The sequence below is a fragment of the Pseudonocardia sp. T1-2H genome, from assembly GCF_038039215.1.
Taxonomy (GTDB): Bacteria; Actinomycetota; Actinomycetes; order Mycobacteriales; family Pseudonocardiaceae; genus Pseudonocardia.
Genome location: NZ_JBBPCL010000001.1, coordinates 3,693,472 through 3,716,199, shown reverse-complemented (window position 1 = coordinate 3,716,199; position 22,728 = coordinate 3,693,472). Strand labels below are relative to the sequence as shown.

19 protein-coding genes and 2 pseudogenes are annotated in these 22,728 nt (G+C 73.0%); 13 read left to right on the top strand and 8 right to left on the bottom strand.

Features of this window, described 5'->3' with window-relative positions; all coding sequences use genetic code 11:
• Window positions 1-16: 16 nt before the first annotated feature.
• Together WBK50_RS18330 and WBK50_RS18325 are read right to left on the bottom strand one after the other, a co-directional pair.
• On the bottom strand, window positions 17-412 hold the full coding sequence (locus WBK50_RS18330) for a PaaI family thioesterase (RefSeq protein ID WP_341339433.1): 396 nt from the start codon (window positions 410-412) through the stop codon (window positions 17-19).
• Window positions 413-530: 118 nt separating this feature from the next.
• Window positions 531-1,349 (bottom strand): class I SAM-dependent methyltransferase, encoded by an 819-nt coding sequence (locus WBK50_RS18325; RefSeq protein ID WP_341336781.1) that lies wholly within the window; start codon window positions 1,347-1,349, stop codon window positions 531-533.
• A 435-nt stretch (window positions 1,350-1,784) separates the two neighbouring features.
• Between WBK50_RS18325 and rpsA the strand changes: the two are divergent.
• The 5 genes and pseudogenes from rpsA to WBK50_RS18300 all read left to right on the top strand — a co-directional run bounded on the left by rpsA (window position 1,785) and on the right by WBK50_RS18300 (window position 6,840).
• Window positions 1,785-3,210, top strand: a pseudogene (gene rpsA, locus WBK50_RS18320) (30S ribosomal protein S1).
• A 287-nt stretch (window positions 3,211-3,497) separates the two neighbouring features.
• The gene (locus WBK50_RS18315; protein ID WP_341336780.1) at window positions 3,498-4,205 is read left to right on the top strand and encodes a hypothetical protein; all 708 of its coding nucleotides are present in this window, start codon (window positions 3,498-3,500) and stop codon (window positions 4,203-4,205) included.
• Between the two features lie 36 nt (window positions 4,206-4,241).
• Window positions 4,242-5,435, top strand: coding sequence for a dephospho-CoA kinase (gene coaE / locus WBK50_RS18310; RefSeq protein WP_445942371.1), 1,194 nt, complete (start codon window positions 4,242-4,244; stop codon window positions 5,433-5,435).
• 107 nt (window positions 5,436-5,542) lie between these two features.
• Window positions 5,543-6,244 carry an RNA polymerase sigma factor gene (locus WBK50_RS18305; RefSeq protein ID WP_341336778.1) on the top strand — a complete coding sequence of 234 codons (702 nt, stop codon included), beginning with the start codon at window positions 5,543-5,545 and terminating at the stop codon, window positions 6,242-6,244.
• The gene (locus WBK50_RS18300) at window positions 6,241-6,840 is read left to right on the top strand and encodes a hypothetical protein (protein WP_341336777.1); all 600 of its coding nucleotides are present in this window, start codon (window positions 6,241-6,243) and stop codon (window positions 6,838-6,840) included. Before WBK50_RS18305 ends, WBK50_RS18300 begins: the two co-directional genes overlap by 4 nt.
• A 3-nt stretch (window positions 6,841-6,843) precedes the next feature.
• On the opposite strand, the gene WBK50_RS18295 is transcribed toward WBK50_RS18300, so the two are convergent.
• Window positions 6,844-7,380 (bottom strand): DUF402 domain-containing protein, encoded by a 537-nt coding sequence (locus WBK50_RS18295; RefSeq protein ID WP_341336776.1) that lies wholly within the window; start codon window positions 7,378-7,380, stop codon window positions 6,844-6,846.
• 83 nt (window positions 7,381-7,463) lie between these two features.
• On the opposite strand from WBK50_RS18295, the gene uvrB reads away from it, so the two are divergent.
• The 3 genes from uvrB to WBK50_RS18280 all read left to right on the top strand — a co-directional run bounded on the left by uvrB (window position 7,464) and on the right by WBK50_RS18280 (window position 11,393).
• The gene (uvrB, locus tag WBK50_RS18290) at window positions 7,464-9,665 is read left to right on the top strand and encodes an excinuclease ABC subunit UvrB (protein ID WP_445942273.1); all 2,202 of its coding nucleotides are present in this window, start codon (window positions 7,464-7,466) and stop codon (window positions 9,663-9,665) included.
• 169 nt (window positions 9,666-9,834) lie between these two features.
• Window positions 9,835-11,058 carry a glycosyltransferase 87 family protein gene (locus WBK50_RS18285; RefSeq protein WP_341336775.1) on the top strand — a complete coding sequence of 408 codons (1,224 nt, stop codon included), beginning with the start codon at window positions 9,835-9,837 and terminating at the stop codon, window positions 11,056-11,058.
• Window positions 11,055-11,393, top strand: a complete 339-nt coding sequence (locus WBK50_RS18280) for an MmcQ/YjbR family DNA-binding protein (protein ID WP_341336774.1) — start codon at window positions 11,055-11,057, stop codon at window positions 11,391-11,393. The genes WBK50_RS18285 and WBK50_RS18280 overlap by 4 nt, the downstream gene beginning before the upstream one ends.
• Here WBK50_RS18280 and WBK50_RS18275 read toward each other — a convergent pair.
• Window positions 11,345-12,292 carry a LysR family transcriptional regulator gene (locus tag WBK50_RS18275; protein ID WP_341336773.1) on the bottom strand — a complete coding sequence of 316 codons (948 nt, stop codon included), beginning with the start codon at window positions 12,290-12,292 and terminating at the stop codon, window positions 11,345-11,347. The genes WBK50_RS18280 and WBK50_RS18275 overlap by 49 nt on opposite strands.
• Window positions 12,293-12,363: 71 nt before the next feature.
• Between WBK50_RS18275 and WBK50_RS18270 the strand changes: the two genes are divergently transcribed.
• From WBK50_RS18270 to WBK50_RS18255, 4 genes are all read left to right on the top strand, one after another.
• The gene (locus tag WBK50_RS18270) at window positions 12,364-13,287 is read left to right on the top strand and encodes an EamA family transporter (protein ID WP_341336772.1); all 924 of its coding nucleotides are present in this window, start codon (window positions 12,364-12,366) and stop codon (window positions 13,285-13,287) included.
• Window positions 13,288-13,655: 368 nt separating this feature from the next.
• Window positions 13,656-14,636, top strand: a complete 981-nt coding sequence (locus WBK50_RS18265; RefSeq protein WP_341336771.1) for a GAF domain-containing protein — start codon at window positions 13,656-13,658, stop codon at window positions 14,634-14,636.
• 95 nt (window positions 14,637-14,731) lie between these two features.
• Window positions 14,732-15,802, top strand: coding sequence for a 2,3-butanediol dehydrogenase (locus WBK50_RS18260; RefSeq protein WP_341336770.1), 1,071 nt, complete (start codon window positions 14,732-14,734; stop codon window positions 15,800-15,802).
• Window positions 15,799-16,566 carry an acetoin reductase gene (locus WBK50_RS18255; protein WP_341336769.1) on the top strand — a complete coding sequence of 256 codons (768 nt, stop codon included), beginning with the start codon at window positions 15,799-15,801 and terminating at the stop codon, window positions 16,564-16,566. Before WBK50_RS18260 ends, WBK50_RS18255 begins: the two co-directional genes overlap by 4 nt.
• Window positions 16,567-16,579: 13 nt before the next feature.
• Here the strand turns inward: WBK50_RS18255 and WBK50_RS18250 are convergent, their stop codons facing one another.
• From WBK50_RS18250 to WBK50_RS18235, 3 genes and pseudogenes are all read right to left on the bottom strand, one after another.
• Window positions 16,580-17,473, bottom strand: a complete 894-nt coding sequence (locus tag WBK50_RS18250; RefSeq protein ID WP_341336768.1) for an ABC transporter permease — start codon at window positions 17,471-17,473, stop codon at window positions 16,580-16,582.
• A pseudogene (locus WBK50_RS18245) lies at window positions 17,470-20,417 on the bottom strand (alpha/beta fold hydrolase). The gene WBK50_RS18250 and the pseudogene WBK50_RS18245 overlap by 4 nt, the downstream one beginning before the upstream one ends.
• A 34-nt stretch (window positions 20,418-20,451) precedes the next feature.
• Complete coding sequence (locus tag WBK50_RS18235) at window positions 20,452-20,751, bottom strand: antibiotic biosynthesis monooxygenase family protein (protein ID WP_341336766.1); 300 nt, start codon at window positions 20,749-20,751, stop codon at window positions 20,452-20,454.
• Window positions 20,752-21,028: 277 nt separating this feature from the next.
• Between WBK50_RS18235 and WBK50_RS18230 the strand changes: the two genes are divergently transcribed.
• Window positions 21,029-22,147, top strand: a complete 1,119-nt coding sequence (locus tag WBK50_RS18230) for a TerC family protein (protein ID WP_341336765.1) — start codon at window positions 21,029-21,031, stop codon at window positions 22,145-22,147.
• 80 nt (window positions 22,148-22,227) lie between these two features.
• On the opposite strand, the gene WBK50_RS18225 is transcribed toward WBK50_RS18230, so the two are convergent.
• Window positions 22,228-22,728: a metallophosphoesterase family protein gene (locus tag WBK50_RS18225; protein WP_341336764.1), complete on the bottom strand. Its 501-nt coding sequence runs from the start codon at window positions 22,726-22,728 to the stop codon at window positions 22,228-22,230.

Here is a 22,728-nt window from a genome sequence, read left to right as displayed (position 1 = left end):
CCCGAGCGGCGGAGGCTCACTCGCCGGGAAGGGTGTCCCGGTGCAGGCAGGTCAGCTTCGCCGTGCAGATCCGGCGGCCCTGGTCGTCGGTCAGCACGATCTCCGTGGTCGAGGTGCTGCGGCCGACGTGGAGCGGCCGCGCCACCCCAGTGACCCAGCCGTCCGTCGCCGCGCGGTGGTGCGTGCACGCCAACTCCACGCCGACGGGGAACCGCTCGGGCAGCGCGTGCAGGGCCGAGAGAGTCGAGCCGAGGGTCTCCGCGAGGACGCCGCTGGCGCCGCCGTGCATCAGGCCGTACGGCTGGCGGTTGCCCGCGACGGGCATCCGGCCGACGACCTCCTCGAGGGACCGGCTGACGATCTCGATCCCCATCTTCTCGGCGAGCTGCTCGGCAAGCATCTCGGGCTTCATCTCGGGCAGCTCAGAGGCGTCGATCGGCACCGGGAGACCCTAGACCGGCCGCTCCCGCACGGGTCCGTGGGATCGCGCACAGGCGCACGGCTCGTGCGCCCGGGCCCGAACCCGTGCGTCAGCGCGGCCGGTGCGTCACGAAGATCGCGGTACCCGGGAAGAGCTCGCCCCGCAGCGGCGACCACTGGCCCCACACCCGCTCGTGCCCCTCGGGCCACTCCGGCTCGACGAGGTCGTCCAGCACGAGACCGGCGGCCGTCACGTCCCGGATCCGGTCGCCGAGCGTCCGGTGGTGCTCGACGTACGTGGCGCGGCCCTCGTCGTCGACCTCCACGTAGGGGGTCCGGTCGAAGTACGACTGGGTGACGGTCAGCCCGTCCGGTCCGGGGTCGTCGGAGAACATCCAGCGCATGGGATGGTTCACCGCGAACACCCAGCGCCCCCCGGGCCGCAGCACCCGGAACGCCTCACGCATCACGGTCACGGGCTCGGCGACGAACGGGACGGCGCCGAAGGCCGAGCACACGACGTCGAACGTCGCGTCGGCGAAGGGCAGGCGCTCGGCGCCCGCCTGGACCAGTGGCACCGCGATCCCCGTCGACGCGTTCAGCTCGGCCGCGTGCCGCAGCATCCCACGGGACAGGTCCAGGGCGACGGCGCGCGCGCCGTGGGCCCGCAGCCAGCGCGCGCAGGGCGCGGAGCCGCAGCCGATCTCGAGCACGCGCGCGCCCCGGACGTCGCCGAGGAGCCCGGCGTCCGCCTCGCGCAGCCCCTCGGGGCACCACACGAAGTCCGCGTCGCCGATGTCCCGGGCGTGCTCGGCCAGGTAGTCGTCCGCGTCGGCGTCCCACCAGGCCCGGCTCGCGCGCTCGGACTCGGCCGACCCGACGGCCCGCCGGGCGACCCCGGCAGTGCCGAGAACCTCCTCGGCACTCATCGCACTCGTCCGCTGCGCGGGCTCGGCGCTGCGCGCAGGCGCTGTGCCGGTGATGCCCTCGCGAGCCCGGTCATGGATGATGTTGCACAGAGCATGCTCGAACCGCGTTCCACGACCGGATCGTCCCAGTTCGGAACGAGGGGGCCGCATTGCCCTGCTGTTCCCGACCCGCGTAGCATGACGAGCGCACTGTGGTCAACGTAACGCCTCGCCCGCGAGGCCTACGGGCACACCGGGTTTCGCCGAAGTTCGATCCCGTCAGTGCAGACCACGGAACCGACGATCGAGGGTGACTGTCACACGCACCACCAGTCACGGCTAGACACCATCAGAGAGGTCGCAGAAGCGGCCACCACGAAGACATCCACCGGAGCACCCCACTACATGTCCACCGACACCACCGCCGCCCCGACCCACACGACCCCGCAGGTCGCCATCAACGACATCGGGTCGGAGGAGGACTTCCTCGCCGCCATCGATCAGACGATCAAGTACTTCAACGATGGCGACATCGTCGAGGGCACCATCGTCAAGGTCGACCGTGACGAGGTCCTGCTCGACATCGGTTACAAGACCGAGGGCGTCATCCCCTCCCGCGAGCTTCTCGATCAAGCACGACGTCGACCCGGCCGAGGTCGTCTCGGTCGGCGAGTTCGTCGAGGCCCTGGTCCTCCAGAAGGAGGACAAGGAGGGCCGGCTGATCCTGTCCAAGAAGCGTGCGCAGTACGAGCGCGCCTGGGGCACGATCGAGGCGCTCAAGGAGGCCGACGAGCCGGTCGAGGGCACCGTCATCGAGGTCGTCAAGGGCGGCCTGATCCTGGACATCGGGCTCCGCGGCTTCCTCCCGGCCTCGCTGGTCGAGATGCGCCGCGTCCGCGATCTGCAGCCGTACGTCGGCCGCAAGATCGAGGCCAAGATCATCGAGCTGGACAAGAACCGCAACAACGTGGTCCTGTCCCGCCGCGCGTGGCTGGAGCAGACCCAGTCCGAGGTCCGCAGCGAGTTCCTCAACCAGCTGGCCCGCGGCCAGGTGCGCAAGGGCGTCGTCTCCTCGGTGGTCAACTTCGGTGCGTTCGTCGACCTCGGTGGCGTCGACGGCCTGGTGCACGTCTCCGAGCTGTCCTGGAAGCACATCGACCACCCCTCCGAGGTCGTCGAGGTCGGCCAGGAGGTCACGGTCGAGGTCCTGGACGTCGACCTGGACCGCGAGCGCGTCTCCCTGTCGCTGAAGGCGACGCAGGAGGACCCGTGGCGCCTCTACGCCCGGACCCACGCGATCGGCCAGATCGTCCCGGGCAAGGTCACCAAGCTCGTTCCCTTCGGTGCGTTCGTGCGCGTCGAGGAGGGCATCGAGGGCCTGGTGCACATCTCCGAGCTGGCCGAGCGCCACGTGGAGATCCCCGAGCAGGTCGTGCAGGTCGGCGACGACGCCATGGTCAAGGTCATCGACATCGACCTGGACCGCCGCCGCATCTCGCTCTCGCTGAAGCAGGCGAACGAGGGCATGACGGTCGAGACCGAGTTCGACCCGACCCGCTACGGCATGGCCGCCGAGTACGACGACCAGGGCAACTACATCTACCCCGAGGGCTTCGACGTCGAGACCGGCGACTGGCTCGAGGGCTACGACGAGGCCCGCGCCACCTGGGAGAAGCAGTACGCCGAGGCGCACGAGCGCTACGAGCAGCACATGACCCAGATCCGGAAGGCCGCCGAGGCCGAGGCCGAGGCGACCGTCGAGGGCGCCGGTGCCGCGAACTACTCCTCGGAGGGCGGTGGCGCCCCCGCGGAGAGCGGTGGCTCGCTGGCCAGCGACGAGCAGCTCGCCGCGCTGCGGGAGAAGCTGTCCGGCGGGGCGTGAGCCCCGGCGGGCGCGGTGGATCGGGTGAAGGCCTGATCTCACGCTCCTGACGTTCCGCCACGGCCCCGGTGACCACTCGGTCACCGGGGCCGTGGCATGTCCGGGCCACCCCTCGCCCGTGGCGTGCCGTATCCGCCCGATGATCACGCCGGGTATCGATCAGGGGAACGCAGGATCACAGTTGTGCTGCATTCCGTGACCGGACGGTGCGTCGCCTGACCTGATCATGAAGTGGCGCTTACGGTTGGTGCGTGCGGTGGGGGGCCAGCCGGCGGTCGAGCGTCGGCATGCGTGGGGTAGTCCTGGGTGTCCTCGTGCTGGTGCTGGCCGGCTGCGGCACGGCCGATCCCGACTCCCTACCGGTGCCCACCTTCGGCGACTCCACCGGTGCCACCGAGAGCGCGGCGGGCGGCGGCGCGGAGAAGCGACTTCCGGACGACTGCGCGAAGCTGCTCACCGCGGAGGACTTCGCCGCCCTGGACGCCCGGCCACTCGGGTCCGTGAGCCTGCGGACGGTGCGCGGCGTGGCGCAACCGTCGGTGAACCGGACCGAGCGCGTGGCCTGCGGTTACACCGGGACGGCCGGGGAGGCCAAGGGCGGCAAGCTCCTCGACCTCAACGTCGGCCGCTACACCGACGCCGCCGCGGCGTCGAAGCAGTGGCAGCTCAACACGGCCGCCGAGCGGGACGGCTCGCCGTCGCGGGACATCATGCTGGGGAGCGCCTCGGCCGTCCTGGTCGAGCGCTCCTCGGAGACGGTGCTGGCGGTCGTCTACGGGGTCGACACGCTGACGTTCATCCTGCCCGCGTCGCAACCGGTGGCCGGCAGGTCCCCGGGGGACCGGCTCGTCGACCTCGCGCTGCGGGTGCTCCCGAAGGTCGGCGCCACCCAGCCTGCCGGGCCGCCGACGACCACGCCGCCGGCCGGGGTCACCCCGGCGTCGGACGGCACACGCGCGCCCGATCCCAGCGCCGTGGCGGCGCAGAACCGCTGAGATCGCGCGGAGACCGCCCTGTGTAGCGTGATCGACGTGCTGCGGGTGGGGTTGACGGGCGGGATCGGATCGGGCAAGTCCACCGTCTCGCGACGGCTGGTCGAGCTCGGCGCGGTCCTCGTCGACGCGGACCAGATCGCCCGCGAGGTCGTCGCCGCCGGGACCGAGGGGCTCGCCGCCGTCGTCGAGGCGTTCGGCGAGGAGGTCCTCGGGCCCGACGGCGAGATGGACCGGCCGAAGGTCGCGTCGCTCGTGTTCGGGGACCCGGAGGCCCGTAGGACGCTCAACGGGATCGTGCACCCGTTCGTGGGGAAGCGGGCCGCGGAGCTGGTCGCCGGGGCCGGGCCGGACGCCGTGGTCGTGCAGGACAGCCCGCTGCTGGTCGAGAGCGGTATCGCCGCCGCCTCGCCGCTGGTCGTGGTCGTGCACGCGGACGCCGAGGTGAGGGTGTCCCGGCTGGTCGGCGGCCGCGGGATGTCCGAGGAGGACGCCCGCGCCCGGATCGCCGCGCAGGCGACGGACGAGCAGCGGCGCGCCGCAGCGGACGTCTGGCTGGACAACAACGGCTCCCCGGACGCGCTCACCGCCGCCGTCGACGCGCTGTGGCACGAGCGCCTGCTCCCGTTCGAGGAGAACCTCCGGCTGCGCCGGCCGGCCCGGGGCGGCGCCCGGGGCCTCGTCGACCCGGACGGGTCCTGGCCGGCGCAGGCGAGCCGGCTCCGGTCGCGCATCGCCGCGGCGGCGGGGGAGAAGAGCCTCGGCGTCGCGCACGTCGGCCCGACCGCGGTCCCCGGCCTCCCGGCCGAGGACGTGATCGACCTGCAGCTCGCGGTCGCGTCGGTCGAGGACGCGGTGACGGTCGCGGACGCGCTGGCGGAGGCGGGCTTCCCCGCCTGCGTGCCGAGCACGCAGGACGATGCGCGTGGCACGTGCCGGCACGCCTCCGCGGACCCCGGCCGCCCCGCGCTCCTGCACGTGCGGGTCCACGGCTCGTCGGGCTGGCGCCAGGCCCTGCTGGTCCGGGACTGGCTGCGCGCGGACGCCACAGCCCGGGCGGAGCTCCTGGCCGCCGGGCGTGCCGGGGCGGCGGAGCCCGCCGGGGAGCAGGGCGCGTCCCGCTGCGCCGGACGCACGGAAGCGCGGTCCGAGACGGTGCTGCCGAGCGCGGAGCGGTGGGCGGAAGAGACCGGATGGTCCCCCGCCGACACGATCGATGAGCCGAATCACTAGGCCGATCGGAGCAAGGGCGAACCTGTAACGGGGTCCTCTCGTTCTTCGAAAGGTAGACAGGGCATCCGTGACGGCCGAGCCCGAGGTCGTGCCGAGGGGGACGAACGGTGAGCGCACTGGCCGAGGACGACATCGTCGGCGGGAAGGCGGACGGCGGCGCCGTGCGGCTGGCCGACGCTGCCGGACCCGCCGGTGTCGAGCCGGACCACGAGGGATGGACGTCTCCGGGGACGGACCTCCGGGCGGACTTCGGGGCTCACTTCGAGGCCCACTACCCGCGCCTCGTCGCCCAGCTCTTCGCGATCACGCTGGACTCCGGCGAGGCCCACGAGCTGGTCCAGGAGGCCTACTCGCGCGTCTGGCGCCGCTGGTCGGAGGTCCGCGAGGGCCCGGACCCGGCCGGCTGGGTACGCCGGGTCGCCGTCCGCTCCTCGATGCGCAGCTGGCGGCAGATGCTCTCCCGGGTCGGCCTCCGCTCGCCCCACGTACCGGACTCCGAGAACGTGGACCCGCGGACGCGGGCCGTGCTCGGCGCCCTGGCCCGGCTCGGCGCCCCCGAACGCCGGTGCATCGTGCTCACGCACATGGCGGGGATGGCGCCGGCGGAGGTCGCCGCCCTGGAACGCGTGTCGGCCGGCACCGTGGCGGCCCGGTTGTCCCGGGCCCGCGGGGTCGTCGCCGAGGGCATGGCGGACGTGCTGCCGCAGGTGCTCGGGGTGGACCCGGACGTTCCGCCCGTCCACGCGGAGTACTCGAGCCCGTACGACCGCGGCTACGACTGGACCGACGACGAGGGGACTTCCCGGTGACCAACCCGTACGGACGGGTCTCGGCCGAGCTGCGCCGGCTCGACGACGAGCTCGCGGCCGGGGTGACGCTCCCACCTCTCGACGTCGTGCTGCGGCGCGCGGGCACGCTGACCCGCGCGAGCACCGCCGCGGCCGCCGCCGTGATCAGCGTCGGCGGGCTGGGCGGGGTCACCGCGGTCGGGGTCGCCACCGCGCCCGCCGCGAACGTGGTCGCCACCGCGCCCGCCGGCGAGGTTCCGGTCACCACTGCGCCCGTCACGACCACGACGTCCCCGGCGCCGGTCGCCGCGCCGTCCCCCGTGGTGGAGGAGGCCGACCCGACGACCACGACGCGCCGCACCCCGCGCCGGACCACGACGACCCCGCCGCCGGCCGTCGAGCCCGTGGCCCCGGCGCCGGTCGTCACGACCAGAACACCCCCGACGACGAAACCGTCCGTCACGAGCTCGAAGCCACCCTCCACCACCACTGCGACCACCGAGCCGGACGACGAGGGGACGGTGGACCCGACGCCGACCTCGTCGGCGACCGCGCTGCCGCCGTCGTCGAGCAGCCAGCCGTCGACGTCGAGCTCCGCGGACGCCTCGCTCGCCTGACCGTCAGCCGGCCGGTCGGATCCCCGATCCGGGGGCACCGCTCCACGTGAGCGCGATGCCCTCGGTGTCCAGCCAGGCGTCCAGGTCGTGGCCGTGGGCCGCGAGGGCGGCCACGGCCCCGAGCGTGCGGTGCATCGCGTACTCGGCCGCCGCGGCGTCGATCAGGCCGGCGCCCACCGCCTCGACGAACTCGTCGACGTCCAGCACGCGGCTCCACCGGCCGTTGCCGACCACGATGTCCAGGTAGAGGTCGGTGAGCCGCCACACCCCGCCGGGCTCGGGCTCGATCAGCGCGATGTCCAGGTAGAAGTCCTGGTCCCGGTGGTGGCCGGGGTTCCAGGACCAGTCGCTCACGCAGATCCCGAGGTCCGGCAGCAGCCAGGACTCGATCCAGTACGCGCTCGCACGGCCGACGATCGCCCGGCTCATGTAGAGGCCGAACGGGGCCTCCCGGTACTCGGCGACCTCGCGGCGGAACCCCTTGTTGTCGATGTTGACGCCGGCCGGCACGTCGAAGGTCTGGATCTTCGGCGGGTGCATCTCGCCGATCCTGCCGGACTTCCCGGTCGTGCGGGGGACTCGCGGGCCGGAAACTGTCGGGAGGTGCTCGTACTCTGGAACGCGTGGCATTTGCGACAGAGGTTCCCGGATCGGCGGCCCACCGGGGTGAGCAGGCACAGCAGGACACCCCGCTCGCGCACTCCGAGCACCGCCCGGTCGGGGAGATCCCCCGCACCGGCGGCCGTTTCGAGGTGGTCAGCGAGTTCGAGCCCGCGGGGGACCAGCCCGCGGCGATCGAGGAGCTCGAGGCCCGGATCCAACGGGGCGAGCAGGACGTCGTGCTGCTCGGCGCCACCGGTACCGGCAAGTCGGCCACCACGGCCTGGCTGATCGAGCGGCTGCAGCGGCCCACGCTGGTGATGGCGCCCAACAAGACGCTCGCCGCGCAGCTGGCCAACGAGCTGCGGGACATGCTCCCGAACAACTCCGTCGAGTACTTCGTCTCGTACTACGACTACTACCAGCCCGAGGCGTACATCGCGCAGACGGACACGTACATCGAGAAGGACTCCTCGGTGAACGACGACGTCGAGCGCCTGCGGCACTCCGCCACGCAGAACCTGTTGTCCCGGCGGGACGTCGTGGTCGTCGCCTCGGTGTCCTGCATCTACGGCCTGGGCACCCCGCAGTCGTACCTGGACCGGTCCGTCGAGCTGACGGTCGGGGGCGAGGTCGAGCGGGACGCGCTGCTCCGCGCCCTGGTGGACGTGCAGTACACGCGCAACGACCTCGCGTTCGCCCGCGGCACGTTCCGGGTGCGCGGGGACACCGTGGAGATCATCCCGGCGTACGAGGAGCTGGCGATCCGGATCGAGTTCTTCGGTGACGAGATCGAGGCCCTCTACTACCTGCACCCGCTCACCGGGGACGTCGTCAAGCAGGTGGACCAGGTGCGGATCTTCCCGGCCACGCACTACGTCGCCGGCCCGGAGCGGATGGAGCGCGCGGTCCGGGACATCGAGAAGGAGCTGGAGGAACGGCTCGCCGAGCTGGAGAACCAGGGCAAGCTGCTCGAGGCCCAGCGGCTGCGCATGCGCACCCAGTACGACCTGGAGATGATCCGCCAGGTCGGGTTCTGCTCGGGCATCGAGAACTACTCCCGGCACATCGACGGCCGCGCCGCCGGCACGGCGCCCGCCACCCTGATCGACTACTTCCCGGACGACTTCCTGCTCGTCATCGACGAGTCGCACGTGACGGTCCCGCAGATCGGCGGCATGTACGAGGGGGACATGTCCCGGAAGCGGAACCTCGTCGAGTTCGGGTTCCGGCTCCCGTCGGCGGTGGACAACCGGCCGCTGACCTGGGAGGAGTTCTCGGACCGGATCGGCCAGACCGTCTACCTCTCCGCCACCCCGGGGCCCTACGCGCTCTCCCGCACCGGCGGCGAGTTCGTCGAGCAGGTCATCCGGCCCACCGGCCTGGTGGACCCGGAGGTCGTCGTGAAGCCCACCAAGGGCCAGATCGACGACCTGGTGGGCGAGATCCGGGACCGCGCGGAGCGGGACGAGCGGGTGCTGGTCACCACGCTCACCAAGAAGATGGCCGAGGACCTCACGGACTACCTGCTCGAGCTGGGCATCCGGGTCCGGTACCTGCACTCGGAGGTCGACACGCTGCGCCGCGTCGAGCTGCTGCGCCAGCTCCGGCTCGGCGAGTACGACGTGCTGGTCGGCATCAACCTGCTGCGGGAGGGCCTGGACCTGCCCGAGGTCTCCCTCGTCGCGATCCTGGACGCGGACAAGGAGGGCTTCCTGCGCTCCGGCACCTCGCTGATCCAGACGATCGGGCGCGCGGCGCGCAACGTCTCCGGTCAGGTCCACATGTACGCGGACAAGATCACGGACTCGATGCGGTACGCGATCGACGAGACGGACCGCCGCCGCGCCAAGCAGATCGCCTACAACGAGGAGAAGGGGCTGGACCCGCAGCCGCTGCGGAAGAAGATCGCGGACATCCTGGACCAGGTCTACCGGGAGGCCGAGGAGACGGAGGTCCAGATCGGCGGCTCGGGGCGCAACCAGTCCCGGGGCAAGCGGGCCGCGGGGGAGCCGGGTCGCGCCGGGGCCAGCTCGGGCGTCGCGAGCGGGCAGGACACCAAGAACATGCCCCGCGCCCAGCTCGCGGACCTGATCCAGTCGATGAGCGACCAGATGCTCTCCGCGGCCCGGGACCTGCAGTTCGAGCTCGCCGCACGCCTGCGGGACGAGATCCAGGACCTGAAGAAGGAGCTGCGGGGGATGGACGCGGCGGGGATCAGCTGACGCAGGGCCGCCCTCGGGTCGGGGCTCCCGGCCTGCCCCCGTCGACGCTCGAGGTGATAGGCCACCCGTTCGCCCGCTGTCGGCCATTCCCACCACCCGGGCTACGGTGTGTACCGCACGACCACCACCCGATCACGTTCCGTCGCAGGAACCCGGCGAAGGACCGCGCTTGACCGTCTCCAGCACCCCGCCGGGCGCAGCCGACGCCGTCGGGCGGTTCCGGCTCCGCATCGCGTCCCCCAGGACGACGCTGCGAATCAGCATCCCGGTGCTCGCGCTGGTCCTCGCCGGGCTGCTGCTGCACACGCACGGCTACCACATCGACCTCGAGGTCTACCGGCTCGGCGTGCAGGCGTGGCTCGACGGCGGCGACATGTACGGCTCGCTCCCGCCCACGATCAGCGGCCTGGCCCTGCCGTTCATCTACCCGGTGTTCGCGGCGATGGTGCTCACGCCGCTGGCCCTGCTGCCGTGGAGCGCGGCCTGGATCCTGCTGTTCGTCCTGTCCCTGGCCTCGCTCGCGGTCACCCTGTACGTCGTCGCCGTGCGGGCCTGGCCCGCCGGTGGCCGCGGGGGAGCGCTGTCCGTCGCGTCGGTGGCGCTGCCGCTGATGCTGGTCATCGAGCCGGTGCTGGAGACGTTCGAGTTCGGCCAGGTCAACCTGATCCTGATGGCGCTGGTCGCGGTGGACTGCCTGGCGCCCAGAACCCGCTGGCCGCGGGGCGTGCTCGTCGGCGTGGCCGCCGCGATCAAGCTGACGCCCGCCGCGTTCGTCCTCTACTTCCTGCTCCGCCGGGACTTCCGGTCCGCGGCGGTCGCGGTGGTCACCGGCGTCGTCGCCACCGGGCTCGGGTTCCTCGTCGACGCGTCGGCGTCGGCACGGTACTGGTTCGGCGGCCCCGCGTCCGGCGTCAGCGGCTCGGTCTTCTACACCAACGAGACCGTGCAGGCCGTGCTCGCGCGCCTCGGGATGACGGGCACCGCGCTGACGGCCGTCTGGTTCGTCGTGGCGCTGATCCTGCTTTTCCTGGCCGTCCCGATCGTGCGCCGGGCGGACCCGGCGATCGCGCTGTCCGCGGTCGCGGCGTTCGCCCTGGTCGTCTCGCCGACGTCCTGGTCGCACCACTGGGTCTGGGTCGCGCCGGCCCTGGTCGCGGTCGGCGCCCACGTTCTGCGGGACCGCTCCCGCGGCTGGGCCGTGGTGGGGGGTGTGCTCGTCGTGGCGTTCTACGTCGCGCCGTTCCGCTGGCTCCCGAGCAACAACGGGGCCGAGCTGAGCTGGAACCCGCTGCAGCAGCTCGCCGGCGCGAGCTACGTCGTCGTCGCCGTGGCGCTGCTGGCCGTCGGCTGGTGGCACTACTCGCGGCGGACAGAGCACACTCCCGCGTCATGACGCCGGAGGAGATCGCCGCCTACGCCCTCGCCAAGCCCGGTGCGGTCGAGGACCGGCCCTGGGAGGGGGATCTCGTCGCGAAGGTCGGGGACAAGATCTTCGTGTTCCTCGGCGGCGAGGGGATCGGCGTGAAGTGCGGCCGGACGTCGGACGAGGCCTCCGAGCTGCGGGAACGGTTCCCCGGCGCCGTCACGGCCTCCCCGTACATCGGGCGCTACGGTTGGAACGTGGTCAGCCTCGACGGCACGGTGCCGGACGACGAGCTGCTGGAGCTGGTCGACGAGTCCTACGACGCGGTGGTGTCGCGGCTGCCCAAGGCCAGGCGCCCGGGCTGAGTGACCGCCCGCACGGTGTCCTGCAGCGCCTCGACGACGGCCCGCACCGCCGGCCGTTCCGCCACGCTCTCCCGCATCACCACCTCCACCATGCGCGCCGCCCGCACCCCGGCCAGCTCGCGCATGAGCAGCCGCCGGCCACCGCGGTCGTCCGTCGACCAGCGGGGGAGCAGAGCGACGCCGACGCCCGCGGCCACCAGCTCCTCGGTCACCGAGAAGTCGTTGATCCGCTGGACGATCCGCGGCCGGGTGCCGGTGAGCGTGGTCAGCGAGCGCAGCACGTCGTCGATGGGCCAGCCGACCTCGACGCTGATCCACGGCTCGTCGGCCAGCTGCTCGAGCCGCAGCCTGCGGTGCCGGGTGAGCGGGTGCCGCGGCGGGAGGGCGACGTCGAGCGGTTCGCGGACCAGCGGCACGATCCGGTGCCGCGCGCTGCGCTGCGGCTCCCTGCGCTCGTCCCGGTGGGTGAGCACGATGTCGTGGTCCGCGGCCAGCGTCGGCACGGCCGTCGGCGGCATGTCCACGTCCTTGACCTGGAGCTCCACCCCGTCGATCGCGCTGACCCGGTGCAGCAGCCCCGCCAGCAGCAACCGCGCGCCGGACGGGAACAGCGCCATCCGGACGACGCCCTGCGGTGTCGTCCGCAGCCGGCCGACCGCGGCCTCGGCGCGGGCCAGCGCCGCCAGCACGTGCTCCGCCTCCCCGACGAGGGCCTGCCCGGCGGCGGTGAGCCGCAGCCCCCGGCCCGCCGGCTCGGTCAGCGGCATGCCGACCTCGTCCGCCAGGGCCTTGAGCTGCTGCGAGATTGCGGAGGGGGTGAACGAGAGGGCCGTGGCGACCGCCGTCACGGAGCCCCGGTCGGCCAGCTCGCAGAGCACCCGCAGGCGCTGGACATCCATGAAGCCACTCTAAACAGTCTCTTCATTTCCTATCGCTGGTCTTTCAAGACAGGAGAACGGACGGTGGAGCGGTGACCACCCGTGACCGCCTGCTCGCCGTCCTCGTGGCCGCCCTCTGGGGCGGCAACTTCCTCGCCATCCACGTCGGCCTCGAGCACTTCCCGCCGCTGTTCCTCGCAGGGCTGCGGATGCTCGTCATCGCGGTCCCGGCGCTGCTGTTCGTGCCGCGCCCGCAGGTGCCCGTCCGCTGGCTGCTCGGCTACGGCCTCGGCTTCGGGACGGTCCAGTTCGTCTTCCTGTTCGTCGCGATGGACGTCGGGATGCCGACCGGTCTCGCCTCGCTGGTGCTGCAGGCCTCCGCACCGTTCACCGTGCTGCTCGGGGCCGTCCTGCTGCGGGAGCGGATGTCGGCGCGGCAGGCGGCCGGGATCGGGCTGGCCGTCCTGGGCCTGGCGGTGATCGCCGTCGCGCGGGCCCAGAGCGCGGCGGTGCTGCCGGTGCTCCTGACCCTCTGCGGGGCGCTGGGCTGGGCCTTCGGCAACCTGTGCAGCCGCCTCGCCGCTCCCCCGAAGCCCCTGCACCTGACGCTCTGGATGTGCGTGGTCCCGCCGGTCCCGCTGTTCGCGATGTCCGCCCTCACCGAGGGCCCGACCGCGGGCATCGACTCGCTGTGGGCCTCCTTCGCCCTCGACGGGTTGCCCGGGCTGGGCGCGGTCGTCTACCTGTCGGTGTTCGCGACGGTCGTCGGCTCGGGGATCTGGACGTGGCTGCTGCAGCGGTACCCGGCCGGCGTCGTCGCGCCGTACTCGCTGCTGGTCCCCGTGGTCGGGATCGCACTGGCCGCGATCGTGCTGGGGGAGCGGCCGAGCGTCGTCGAGCTCGTCGCGGCGGTCGTGATCGTCGGCGGGGTCATGCTCGGGACGCCGCGGCCCGCCAGGACCACGCCGGACGAGGTCGTGGGGACCGAGGAGGAGACCTCCGCGGCCGCGGCCTGACCGTCCGGCGGGGGCCGAACGCCGTCCCGGCGACTATGGTGAGGCTCACGTCCCGGCGTCGCCGTCGTACCGGGACGGTCGGGAGGGTCTGGTGGAGGAAGGCGTCTGCGCGGTCCGGCCCGGGACCGACGTCGGCCGGCACGCCCGCATGCTGGCCCAGGTGCACGACGCGGTGCTCTCCGGGGACACGCCACCCGCGCACCTCCGCCGGCTCGTCGCGCGGTCCTGGACCCGGGCAAGGGCCCAGGGGGTCGACCCCGAGCACGGGGAGCCCGCCGGCCCGCTCGGGCCGGACGAGATCGAGCGGCGCCGCGTCAGGTCCCCGCTGCACCGGGTGCTGCCCGAGCTCCCGGTCGTCGCTGACGTCGGTGGCCGAGGACGCCCGGCACGTCATGGTCGTCACCGACGCGGACGGCGTGCTGCTGTGGCGCGAGGGCTCCAACCGGGTCCGCCACCGCGCGGACGCGCTGGGCTTCACCGAGGGCGTCGACTGGTCCGAGGCCTCCGTCGGCACCAACGCGATCGGCACCGCTCTGGCCGAGGACGCCCCGGTGCAGGTCTTCGCGGCCGAGCACTTCGTGCGCAGCCACCACGTCTGGACCTGCACGGCGTGCCCCGTGCACGACCCGCGGACCGGGGAGCTGCTCGGCGTCGTCGACGTCAGCGGGCCGGCCGAGACCATCCACCCGACGACCGTCGCGCTCGTCGGCACCGCCGTGAAGCTCGCCGAGGCGAGCCTCTGGCGCCAGCACGAGAGCAGGCTCGAGACCCTCCGCGGGGTCGCCGCGCCGCTGCTCTCCGGCCTGCGTGGGGGCGCCGGGCTGGTCGTCGACGACCACGGCTGGGTCGCCGCCGTCACCGGCATGCCGAGCATCGAGCGGGTCGCGGTGCCGCGGGCGGACCTGCCGCTGGCGGTGCACGGCGTCGGCGTCTGCGTGCCCGAGCCCGTGCCCGGGGGCTGGCTGTTGCGGCTCGCGGACACCCGGACGTTGTCGCTCGGCCTGGACCTCGCGGCCCGCCCGCCGCGCGCGATCGTCGGCGGCTCGACGCGCTGGGTGCATCCGCTGTCGACCCGGCACGCCGAGCTGCTGGTCCTGCTGGCCTACGCCGGTGCCGCCGGGATGGACGCGGCCGCCCTGTCCGTCGCGCTCTACGGGGACCGCGAGCATCTGGTGACCGTCCGGGCCGAGATGTCGCGGCTGCGCCGCTCGCTGGGCGGGTTGCTGCTGGCGCGGCCGTACCGGATCGCGCCGGAGGTCGAGGTCGCGATGCCGGACCCCGGGGAGGTCGCGCTGCTGCGGGAGTCGAGCGCGCCGGGGATCCGCGGGCTCGCGACCCTGCGCCGGTAGCGCGTGCAACCCCGCTGCAACCCTGGCGCCGCCGCGCGCCGGGGGTTGGACTGAGGATCGCGTGACGCCGGAGTCACGCCGTCCCAGGAGGTCTGATGAGAGCAGCGCGGTTCCACGGTCCCGGCGACATCCGCATCGACGACGTGCCGGACCCCCAGGTCCAGCCCGGCCAGGTCGAGGTCTCGGTCGACTGGTGCGGCATCTGCGGCACCGACCTGCACGAGTTCCTCGAAGGCCCGATCTTCATCCCGCCGAAGGGTGCGCCGCACCCGCTCACCGGCGTCGAGATGCCCGTCGTGCTGGGCCACGAGTTCGCCGGGGTCGTCTCGGCGGTGGGCTCGGGTGTCACCGGGATCTCCGAGGGGGACCGGGTCGCCGTCGAGCCCTACTGGGTGTGCGGCAAGTGCCCGGCCTGCGAGGCCGGCCGCTACAACATCTGCCGCAGCCTCGGCTTCGTCGGCCTGGCCGGGGACCAGGGCGGGTTCGCGGAGCGCTGCGTCGTCGACCGGCGCTGGATCCACCCGCTCGGTGACCTGCCGACGGACCTCGGTGCGCTCGTCGAGCCGCTGGCCGTCGGGTACCACGCGGTCCGGCTGTCCGGGATCCGCGAGGGCGGCACCGCGGCGGTGTTCGGGGCCGGGCCGATCGGGCTGGTGACGGCCGCGGCGTTGCGCGCGGCGGGGGCGGCGAAGGTGATCGTCGTCGAGCCGGCGGCCGCCCGGAAGGCGAAGGCGTCGGGGGCCGGCGCGGACGTCGTCCTCGACCCGACGACCGACGACGCCCCGCAGGCGATCCGCGACCTGACGAACGGCGTGGGCGTGGACGTCGCGTTCGAGTGCGCAGGGATCGACGCGGTGCTGGCCTCGGCGATCGGGTCCGTGCGCCCCGGCGGCACCGTCTGCAACGTCGCGATCTGGGGCCACGTGCCGTCCGTCGCCGTGAACGACCTGGTCATGGGCGAGGTCAACCTCATCGGGTCGCTCGCGTACTGCGGCGACCACCCGGACGTCATCGCGCTGCTGCAGGACGGGAAGGTCGACGCCGAGCAGTTCATCACCGGCCGGATCGGGCTCGACGCCCTGGTGTCCGGCGGGTTCCGCGAGCTGATCGACAACAAGGAGGAGAACGTGAAGATCCTCGTCTCCCCGAAGGAGGTCCTGGCATGAGCACCGCGATCGTGACGGGCGGCGGCCGCGGGATCGGCCGGGGCATCGCGCTCCGGCTGGCGAAGGACGGGCACGCCGTCGCGGTCGTCGACGTGAACAAGGCGGGGGCGGAGGCGGTCGCCGCGGAGATCGCCGAGGCCGGAGGGACGAGCACGGCGCTGGCGTGCGACGTCACGGACCGCGCCGCGGTGTTCACCATGGTCGACGAGGTGGCCGGCGAGCTCGGCAGCGTGGACGTCATGGTCAACAACGCCGGGATCGCCCAGGTCAAGACACTGCTCGAGGTGACGCCCGAGGACCTCGAGGCGATCTTCGCCGTCAACGTGTACGGCGTCCTCTACGGGCTGCAGGCCGCCGCGGAGCGCATGATCGAGCAGGGCACCGGCGGCAAGATCATCAACGCGTCGTCGATCGCGGGGCACTCGGGCTTCGACTTCCTCGGCCACTACTCGGCCACGAAGTTCGCGGTCCGCGCCCTCACCCAGGCGGCGGCGAAGGAGCTCGCGAAGCACCGGATCACGGTCAACGCGTACTGCCCCGGTATCGTCGGCACGGACATGTGGGACCTGATCGACGAGCGGATGTCCGCCTACAACGGCAAAGCCAAGGGCGAGACCCTGGAGCAGTACTCCCAGCTGATCGCGCTGGGACGGGTCCAGACCCCGGAGGACGTGGCCGGCTTCGTCAGCTACCTGGCCGGCCGCGACGCGGACTACATGACCGGCCAGGCGGTGATGATCGACGGAGGCATCGTGATGGTGTGACCCGGCGGGTGGGTCAGCTGGTGACGTCCTTGCGCTGGAAGCGGAAGGCGGCCGCCGCGAAGAAGATCGCGGCGAACGCCACGGAGGAGAAGACGCCGCTGGTCATGTCGCCCCAGTCGATCTGGGTGGCGAGGAGGTCCGACCACGCCGTGGCGTAGTGCGTCGGGAGGTAGTTCCGCAGGTCCTCCAGGGCGGTGATCTGGTCCAGGATCTGCGAGACGATCGACGCCATCACCGCGCCGCCGACCGCGCCCAGCGGCGCGTCCGTGACCACCGAGAGCAGCAGGCCCAGCGCCGCCACCCACAGCAGGCTCAGCGCCACGTAGATGCCCGCCAGCAGCACCCGGCCGGCGGCGGCCCCGTACGTCAGGGACTCGCCGGTCGGGCTGACCAGGTCTCCGGTGCCGTAGGCGAGCGTCCCGACGATCAGGGCCACGATCGGCAGCAGGAGCAGCGCCGCGAGCGACAGGAAGCCCGCGACGATCGCCTTCTGCCGCAGCAACCGGGCCCGCGGCACGGGCGCCGCGAGCAGGTAGCGCAGCGACGACCAGGACGCCTCGGAGGCCACCGTGTCCCCGAAGAACAGGGCCACGACCACCACCAGCAGGAACCCCGCCGAGGCGAAGAGCGCGAAGACGGCGAAGTTCGTGCCGCTGCCCTTCGCGAGGTCGACGAGGTTCAGCGAGGTCCCGGGGGAGTCGTCGCTGCTGAGCTGGAACGCGATCCACAGGATGATCGGCAGCAGCGCGACCAGCCCGAACGCCACCTGGGTGCGGCGGCGCTTGAGCTGGCGGACCAGCTCGACGCGCAGCGGCAGCGTGTGGCCGGGGCGGTACGGCGCCCGGACGGACCCGTCGGCCGCCAACGACCCGACGTGTCCCTTCCTCGTGGACGGTGAATCGGTCATGGCGTGCCGTCCTTCGTGTCCACTGTCTCTCCGACCAGCTGCAGGAACGCGTCCTCGAGCCGGCGCCGTGGGCCGGCGGACTCCACCGAGACCCCCGCGCTGACCAGCGCCTGCACCGCCGACGCCCGCGGGGTGCCGTTGAGCTCCGCGTGCACCGACCGGCCCTCGACGGCGACCTCGCGCACCCCGGCGAGCGCGCCGAGCACCTCGGCGGCCCTGTCCGGCTCGTCGACCCCGAACGTCGCGGCCCCGCCCCCGGCGATGATCTCCTCGACCGTCCCGTCCGCCACGACCCTGCCCTGGTGCATGACGACGACGTGGTCGCACGTCTGCTCGACCTCCGCCAGCAGGTGGCTGGAGACCAGCACGGTCCGGCCGCCGGCGGCGTAGCGGCGCAGGACCTCGCGCATCGCGTGGATCTGGGGCGGGTCGAGCCCGTTCGTGGGTTCGTCGAGCACCATCAGCTCCGGCAGGCCGAGCATCGCCTGGGCGATCGCGAGCCGCTGTCGCATGCCCTGGGAGTACGTGCCGACCCGCCGCTCGACGGACGCGCCGAGCCCGGCGATCTCCAGGGCGTCGTCGAAGTGCGCCTCCGCCACCGGACGACCGGTGGCCGCCCAGTAGAGCCGCAGGTTGTCCGCGCCGGAGAGGTGCGGCAGGAACCCGGGCCCTTCGACGAACGCGCCGATCCGGGCCAGCACCGGGGCACCGGGCCCGACGGGCTCGCCGAACGCCCGGATGGTGCCCGCGGTCGGCCGGATGAGACCCATGAGCATGCGCAGCACGGTCGTCTTGCCGGCGCCGTTCGGGCCGAGCAGCCCGAGCACCTGGCCGGGCTGCACCGTGAACGACACGTCCTTGACCGCGCTGAACCCGCCCTTGTAGGTCTTCGCGAGGCCGGTGATCTCCAGCGGCGGGGCGTTCCCGGCGCCGGCGCTCGGGACGTCCGCCCGGCGCCGCCGGATCCGCGCGCCGACCCAGGCGACGAGGCCGAGCAGCAGCACCACGCCGATCCCGATCAAGGGCGCGAACGGGACCGTGTTCGCGGTCACCGAGCGGCCCGGCACGACCGGGATGTCGAGCTGGGAACCGTCGGCCAGGCCGACCTGCCACACGGCGGGCTCGGCCGGGGTGGTGAAACCCTGGTCCGTGGTCGCGACGGAGACGACGAGCCGGTTGCCGGCCTCGATCGGCGCGACGACGCCCGGCAGCGTCACCGAGACCCGCGCGGGCGAGCCGTCGGCCGGGACCGGCACCCGGATCGGCGCGACCGCGCTGCCCAGCAGCTGCCGCAGCCCGTCCGGGCCGACCTCGTAGGTCCGCGCGAAGAGGACCGCCTCGTCGCCCGCCGGCTGGCCGGGCACCCGGGAGACCGTGAGGTCGACGCGCGGGGCGCCGGCCACCACGACCTGCTGGTCCAGCGGAGCGGCCGGGAACGACGCGGACTGGCCGGGCAGGTCGGAGGTGAACGACGACAGCTGGCCGGCGAGGTTGCCGAGCGACCCGCCCAGGCCCGGCAACGACGTGATCGCCGACGGGTTCCCGCCTGCCGGGTTCACGACGACCTGCGGCTCGCCCTGCAACGGCAGCGCCTGCGTGGCGACGGCCGGGGCCCCGGGCAGGCCCGGGTAGGCGCCCGCGACGACCGTCCGCCCGGTCGAGGTGTTGCGCCCGGCCCGGACGCCGCTCTCGATGTCGTAGGTGAACGTCGTCTCCGTGTTGGTGACGGAGTCCGGGTCGACCGTGCCGGTGTCCCCGCGCAGGTACCGGTCGAACCACGCACCGATCTGGTCCCGGACCGCCTGGTCCGGGGCGCCGCCGTCGTGGCCGCCCGAGTACCAGCTGACCTTGACCGTGCCCCCGGCCGCGGCGATCTGCCGGGCGTTGGCGTCCGCCTGGTCCAGGCCGAAGAGGGTGTCCCGCTCGCCCTGCACGAGCAGGGTGGGCTGGGTGATCCGGTCCGTCACGCTGACCGGCGACGAGCGGCGCAGCAGGTTCGCGGTGGCGGGGGAGAGCCGGCCGGTGGTGGCGGCCTCGGTGTAGGCGGCGCAGACCTGGGCGGTGAACTTCCCGCAGTTCAGCGGCGCGCCGGCCTGGGCGGCCGCGGCGGCGGGGACTCCGGCTCCGCCCCCCGTGCCGGCGAGGCGGCCGGAGTGCCGGTGCTGGAACCACTCGCGTCGGCGGAGGGCGTCCCGCCGTCGGTGTCGCCCCCGCCCGACCCCCCACTCGAGCCCGAGGAGAAGAACACGCCCGCCCAACCCCGCTTGAACACCCCGTCCGCGCCGAACGTGCCGCGCGCGGGGGTGTCGACGGGCTGGTCGGTGGCGCTGCCCGCGGCCGGGAACAGCGCCTGGGACAGGTCGTTCCAGGTGATCACGGGGGCCAGGGCGTCGACCCGGCGGTCGTAGCCCGCGAGCAGCAGGGAGAGAGCGCCGCCGTAGGAGGCGCCGGTCACACCGACCCGCGGGTCCCCGGGGCCGTCCTGCTGCACCTCGGGGCGTGTGGCCAGCCAGTCGACGAGCTGCTGCGCGTCCGCGACCTCGTAGTCCGGAGAGTCCAGGGCGATCTGCCCGCCACTCTTCCCGAACCCACGCGCGGACCAGGTCAGGGCGACATACCCGCGCCCGGCGAGCTCGCGGGCGTCGGCGTCGACGGAGGCCTTGCTCCCCCCGAAACCGTGCGCGAGGAGCACCGCCGGGGCGGGGGTCGTCGCGGGCAGGTAGAGCGTGGTGTCCAGGCCGACCGGCGCCGGGACGCCGGGGCCGCCGCGCACCTCGATCGTCTGCTCGGCCGTGGTCACGGAGCCCGCATCGGCGGCCAGCGCCGTCCCGGGAGCGACGAGGAACGAGCACGCGACGAGCACGAGGGCGAGCAGGGGTGGGCCGAGCGCACGCAGGCACGTCGGCCGGCGGAGGCGGGCCACGCGACGACGGTATTGGAGCATCCGGCCACGGCGCGCGTCCGCCCTCAGCCGGTTCTCAGTCGCCCGCGGGCACCTCGACCGCGTGCTCGACGTGCGGGTCCCCCGCGAAGAACGGCCCGATCAGCTCCCGCCAGCGCGGGTAGCGGTCCGAGTTGCGGAAGCCGTCCGTGTGCGCCTCGACGCTCTCCCACTCCACGAGCAGCACGAACCTGCTCGGGGACTCGATCCCGCGCGTCATGCGGGCGCCCAGGAATCCGGGCGTCGCGGCGAGCAGTGGCCTGGCCTCCCGGTACGCGGAGGCGAACTCGTCCTCGGTTCCGGGGCGGACCGTGAAGTCGGCGATCTCGATGACCATGTGGTGATCCTCGCACCTCGCGCCGCGGCGCCCGGTTCCGCCACGTTCGGGGGATACGCCCGGTGTGTTCGCTCACCCCGGCTGGCCTCGTGCGGACCGGCAGGGGAGACTGGGCGTGCACCGCAGGGGAGTATCCCGTTGGCGGTGGCGTCGTCAGCACGGTGACGGACCCGCCCCGCGGGACCGGACCCCGGCGCCATCGATCGGCTCGCGTCACGTGAACCGGTGGGAGAGACCTCGGGCCGCTGCTCGCTGCCCGAGACTCCCGGAGGTTTTCATGAACGTCCCCGTATGGTTGTGGTTCGCCACGATCGGCGGCCTGGTCGCCATCATCCTGGCCGACCTGTTCCTCGTCGACCACAAGCCGCATGCGGTGACGATCAAGGAAGCCACCCGCTGGGTGCTCTTCTACGTCGCCCTCGCTGTGCTCTTCGGCCTCGGGATTTGGTTCTTCGCGGGCGGACAGTACGCCGGTGAGTTCTTCGCCGGGTACATCACCGAGTACTCGCTCTCGGTGGACAACCTCTTCGTCTTCGTGATCATCATGTCGTCGTTCGCGGTACCGCCCATCCACCAGCACCGCGTGCTGCTCGTCGGCATCGTGATCGCGCTGGTCATGCGCGGCATCTTCATCGCGGTCGGCGCGGCGGCGATCGAGCAGTTCGCCTGGGTCTTCTTCATCTTCGCCGCGTTCCTCCTCTACACCGCCGTCAACATGGTCCGCCAGGGCATGGGCGGCGGGGACGAGGAGTGGAAGGAACCGCGGATCGTCAAGGCCGTCCGGAAGATCCTCCCGGTCACCGACGAGTACCACGGCTCCAAGACCACCGTGAAGCTCGACGGCAAGCGCTGGGTCACCCCGATGCTCATCGTGATGATCGCGATCGGCCTCACCGACCTGCTGTTCGCGCTGGACTCGATCCCGGCGATCTTCGGCCTCACCCAGGAGTCCTACCTGGTGTTCACGGCCAACGCGTTCGCACTGATGGGCCTGCGCCAGCTGTACTTCCTGCTCGGCGGCCTGTTGACGAAGCTGATCTACCTGTCCTACGGCCTGGCCGTGATCCTCGCGTTCATCGGCGTGAAGCTGGTGCTGCACGCGCTGCACGAGAACGAGCTGCCGTTCCTCAACGGCGGCCGGCCGATCCCGGTCCCCGAGGTCAGCATCGGGCTCTCGCTGGCGGTCATCGTCGGGGTCCTGGCGATCACCACGGTGGTCAGCCTGGTCGCGGTGCGCCGCAACCCGGCCCTGGCCGACGCGCACGGCGGGATGCAGGGCCCGCCGGTCGCGCACGACGCCGCGGAGGCCCGGGCGATCGAGGAGCACGACCGCCGCGTGGACGAGGAGCAGGCCCGGGACGACGCGGCGCACTCGGCCCCGCGTCCGACCCACTAGCTGCCCACTAACTGCCGCACGACGACGCCCGGCCTCCTCGGGGAGGCCGGGCGTCGTCGTGCGGCAGCGCTCGTCGTGGATCAGCCTTCGAGAGGGTGCAGGACGACGTCGGCGAGTGCGCCGTCGCGGATCTCGGCCGTCATCCAGGTGTGCGTCGGTTGCCGGCGCCGGTCCGTCGGTGAACCCGGATTGAGCAGCCGCAACCCGTTCTCCGCAGTGGAGTCCCACGGGATGTGGCTGTGCCCGAACACGAGCACGTCGACGTCCGGGAAGCGGGCCGCGCAGCGCTTCTCCCGGCCCTGCGCGGCGCCGGTCTCGTGCGTGACGGCGAGCCGCACGCCGTCGATCTCGGCGTACGCGACCTCCGGGAGCCGGGCGCGCAGCGCGTCGCCGTCGTTGTTGCCCCAGACCGCGACGAGCCGTGCCGCCCGGGCCCGGAGTGCGTCGAGCAGTTCGACCGCCATCCAGTCCCCGGCGTGCACGACGACGTCGGCTGCGTCGACCGCCTCCCACAGGGGTGCGGGCAGGTCCTTCGCCCGCACCGGGACATGGGTGTCGGACATCAGCAGCAGGCGGGTCAT

What these genes read in the sequence shown, in the direction of transcription:
- WBK50_RS18330 (WP_341339433.1), bottom strand. Translation starts at nt 412, where the DNA reads ATGAAGCCCGAGATGCTTGCCGAGCAGCTCGCCGAGAAGATGGGGATC.
- WBK50_RS18325 (WP_341336781.1), bottom strand. Translation starts at nt 1,349, where the DNA reads ATGAGTGCCGAGGAGGTTCTCGGCACTGCCGGGGTCGCCCGGCGGGCC.
- WBK50_RS18315 (WP_341336780.1), top strand. Translation starts at nt 3,498, where the DNA reads ATGCGTGGGGTAGTCCTGGGTGTCCTCGTGCTGGTGCTGGCCGGCTGC.
- WBK50_RS18295 (WP_341336776.1), bottom strand. Translation starts at nt 7,380, where the DNA reads ATGCACCCGCCGAAGATCCAGACCTTCGACGTGCCGGCCGGCGTCAAC.
- WBK50_RS18280 (WP_341336774.1), top strand. Translation starts at nt 11,055, where the DNA reads ATGACGCCGGAGGAGATCGCCGCCTACGCCCTCGCCAAGCCCGGTGCG.
- WBK50_RS18275 (WP_341336773.1), bottom strand. Translation starts at nt 12,292, where the DNA reads ATGGATGTCCAGCGCCTGCGGGTGCTCTGCGAGCTGGCCGACCGGGGC.
- WBK50_RS18260 (WP_341336770.1), top strand. Translation starts at nt 14,732, where the DNA reads ATGAGAGCAGCGCGGTTCCACGGTCCCGGCGACATCCGCATCGACGAC.
- WBK50_RS18255 (WP_341336769.1), top strand. Translation starts at nt 15,799, where the DNA reads ATGAGCACCGCGATCGTGACGGGCGGCGGCCGCGGGATCGGCCGGGGC.
- WBK50_RS18250 (WP_341336768.1), bottom strand. Translation starts at nt 17,473, where the DNA reads ATGACCGATTCACCGTCCACGAGGAAGGGACACGTCGGGTCGTTGGCG.
- WBK50_RS18235 (WP_341336766.1), bottom strand. Translation starts at nt 20,751, where the DNA reads ATGGTCATCGAGATCGCCGACTTCACGGTCCGCCCCGGAACCGAGGAC.
- WBK50_RS18230 (WP_341336765.1), top strand. Translation starts at nt 21,029, where the DNA reads ATGAACGTCCCCGTATGGTTGTGGTTCGCCACGATCGGCGGCCTGGTC.
- WBK50_RS18225 (WP_341336764.1), bottom strand. Translation starts at nt 22,728, where the DNA reads ATGACCCGCCTGCTGCTGATGTCCGACACCCATGTCCCGGTGCGGGCG.